Below are 2,459 nucleotides of genomic sequence, written 5' to 3'. Positions count from 1 at the left end.
GTGCGGCACACGTTCGCGGCGCAACCCGCCGCCGCGGTGCGGTCGACCGTGAAGGTCGCGGCGGACGCGACGGAGGGCGCGACGACGACCGCCCCCGCGCTGACGATGAGGAGGCTGACACGTCGGAGCATCGGGCCCGATCGTACCCGCGTCTCCCAGACGCGCGCGCCGCTCTCGCGCCGGCGACGGCTACGGCAGATCCTGGCGCAGCAGCTTGCCGGACGCCGTCCGCGGCAACGGGGCCGTCCGGATCTCGACGCGCTTTGGGACCTTGAAGCGGGCGAGCGAGCGGGCGCAGTGCTCACGGAGCCCCTCGGGACGTGCCGTCGCGCCCTCCCGCAGCACGACGACCGCCACCACCGCCTCCCCCCACTGCGGATCCGGTCTGCCGAGGACGGCGGCCTCGAGCACGTCCGGGTGCCGTTCGAGGACCGCCTCGACCTCGGCCGGGGCGACGTTCTCGCCCCCCGTCACGATGGTGTCGGCCTTGCGGCCCGTCACGGAGAGCCGTCCCGCCGCGTCCACCGCGCCGAGGTCGCCGGTGCGCAGGAACCCGTCCGGGCCCGCCGCCCCCGGCGCGACCGTCGGGCCCGCCACGAGGATCTCGCCGTCCTGCGCGATCCTCACCCGGGTGCAGAACAGCGGGGGGCCGGCGTCGGAGCCCGCGTCCCCGGGCCGCTGTGCGCTCACCATGGCCGTCGTCTCGGTCATGCCGTAGGTCTGCGCGACCGGGACGCCGGCCTCCCGCGCCCGCTCCTGCAGGGCGGGCGGGATCGGGCCGCCCCCGGCGAGCGCGCACCGCAGGCGCGCGGGCTCTCGCAGCCCCGCGTCCAGGAGGCGACCGAGCGTCGTCGCCACGACGCTGATCACCGTGGGGCCGTCGGGCGCGAGCAGCCGCTGGACGATCCGCTGCGCGTCGAACCCGTCGTGGACCTCCGCCGTCGTGCCCGCGAACGCCGAGCGCACGACGATCGAGAGGCCGCCGACGTGGTTGAGCGGCAGGGCCGCGAGCCAGCGCTCGTCGGGCGGGTGCCCGATCGCCACCGCGCTCCCCTGCGCCGCCCAGAGGAGGTTGCCGAACGTGAGCGGGACGGGCTTCGGGGCGCTCGTCGTGCCGGAGGTGTGCAGGAGCACCGCGCAGTCCTGCGTGCGGTGCGCCACGACGGGCAAAGGCGCACCGGCGGTCCGGGTCGGCAACGGCTCGTCCACCACGAAGGACGCGGTCGCGGTCTGCTGCGCGACCTCGGTGGCCGACAGCCTCGTCGAGACCGGGATCGGGACAGCGCCCACCCGCAGCGCGCCCCAGAACGCCGCGACGAACGGCGCTCCGGGCGCCAGCAGCAGCCCGACGCGGTCCCCGGCCCGCAGGCCCCGGTCGCGCATCGCTCGAGCGGCCGCGTCGGCCCGCGCGTCGAGCTCCGCGTACGGCACGCCGTCCAACGCCTCCACCGTGGGGCGCGCCTGCGCGGCGCACCGGACCCAGCAGCCGATCATCATCACCCACGAATCTACGCGCAGGCCGCGGTGGATAGCCTGCCGGGTCATGGCAGTCACCTGGACCGACGCGGCGCCCGATGCCGCCTACACGGACATCCGCTACGAGACGTCGGGAGACGGGATCGCCAAGATCACGATCGCTCGCCCCGAGGTCCGCAACGCGTTCCGTCCCAAGACGCTGATCGACGTGTCCGACGCCCTCGAGCGGGCGCGCGAGAACGAGGACGTGGGCGTGATCATCTTCACCGGCGAGGGGCCCCACGCCTTCTGCTCCGGCGGCGACCAGAACGTCCGCGGCGACACCGGCTACATCCCCGAGGGCGCGAAGGTCGGACGGTTCCACGTCACGGACCTGCAGATCCAGATGCGCCGGCTGCCCAAGCCCGTGGTGGCGATGGTCGCGGGGTACGCGATCGGCGGTGGGCACGTGCTGCACCTGTGCTGCGACCTGACGATCGCGGCGGACAACGCCCGGTTCGGGCAGACCGGCCCCCGCGTCGGCTCCTGGGACGGCGGGTTCGGCGCCTCGCTGCTCCGTGACCTCGTCGGCACGAAGAAGGCCAAGGAGATCTGGCTGCTGTGCCGGCAGTACGGCGCCCAGGAGGCCCTGGACATGGGGCTCGTCAACGCGGTCGTCCCGCTGGAGCGCCTCGAGGAGGAGACCGTGTCCTGGTGCCGGGAGATGCTCGCCCTGTCGCCGTTCGCGCTGCGGCTCGTGAAGTCGAGCTTCCACGCCCACGAGGACGGCTACGCCGGGATCCAGCAGCTCGCGCACGACGCGAACCTGCTCTTCTACGGCTCCGACGAGGCGGCCGAGGGGCGCGACGCCTACAAGCAGAAGCGCACCCCGGACTTCTCGAAGTTCCCGCGGCGGGCTTGATGAGCCCCGTCCGCATCTGGGTCATGGCGGCGCGTCTGCGGACGCTCCCCGCCGCCGTGGCGCCGGTCCTCGTGGGGACGAG

The 2,459-nt window shown here is 74.5% G+C and carries 2 protein-coding genes; one reads left to right on the top strand and one right to left on the bottom strand.

The window, feature by feature from the left end:
- Positions 1–189 precede the first annotated feature (189 nt).
- Positions 190–1,545, bottom strand: a complete 1,356-nt coding sequence (locus tag ABYE80_RS19785; protein ID WP_372792026.1) for a class I adenylate-forming enzyme family protein — start codon at positions 1,543–1,545, stop codon at positions 190–192.
- Here ABYE80_RS19785 and menB point away from each other — a divergent pair.
- On the top strand, positions 1,544–2,377 hold the full coding sequence (gene menB / locus ABYE80_RS19780) for a 1,4-dihydroxy-2-naphthoyl-CoA synthase (protein WP_372792025.1): 834 nt from the start codon (positions 1,544–1,546) through the stop codon (positions 2,375–2,377). The two genes, ABYE80_RS19785 and menB, sit on opposite strands and share 2 nt — an antisense overlap.
- Positions 2,378–2,459 lie beyond the last annotated feature (82 nt).

The organism is Paraconexibacter sp. (assembly GCF_041602235.1).
Taxonomy (GTDB): domain Bacteria; phylum Actinomycetota; class Thermoleophilia; order Solirubrobacterales; family Solirubrobacteraceae; genus Paraconexibacter.
The sequence above is the reverse complement of the archived record's forward strand: the minus strand, read 5'-3'. Positions and strand labels throughout refer to the sequence as shown.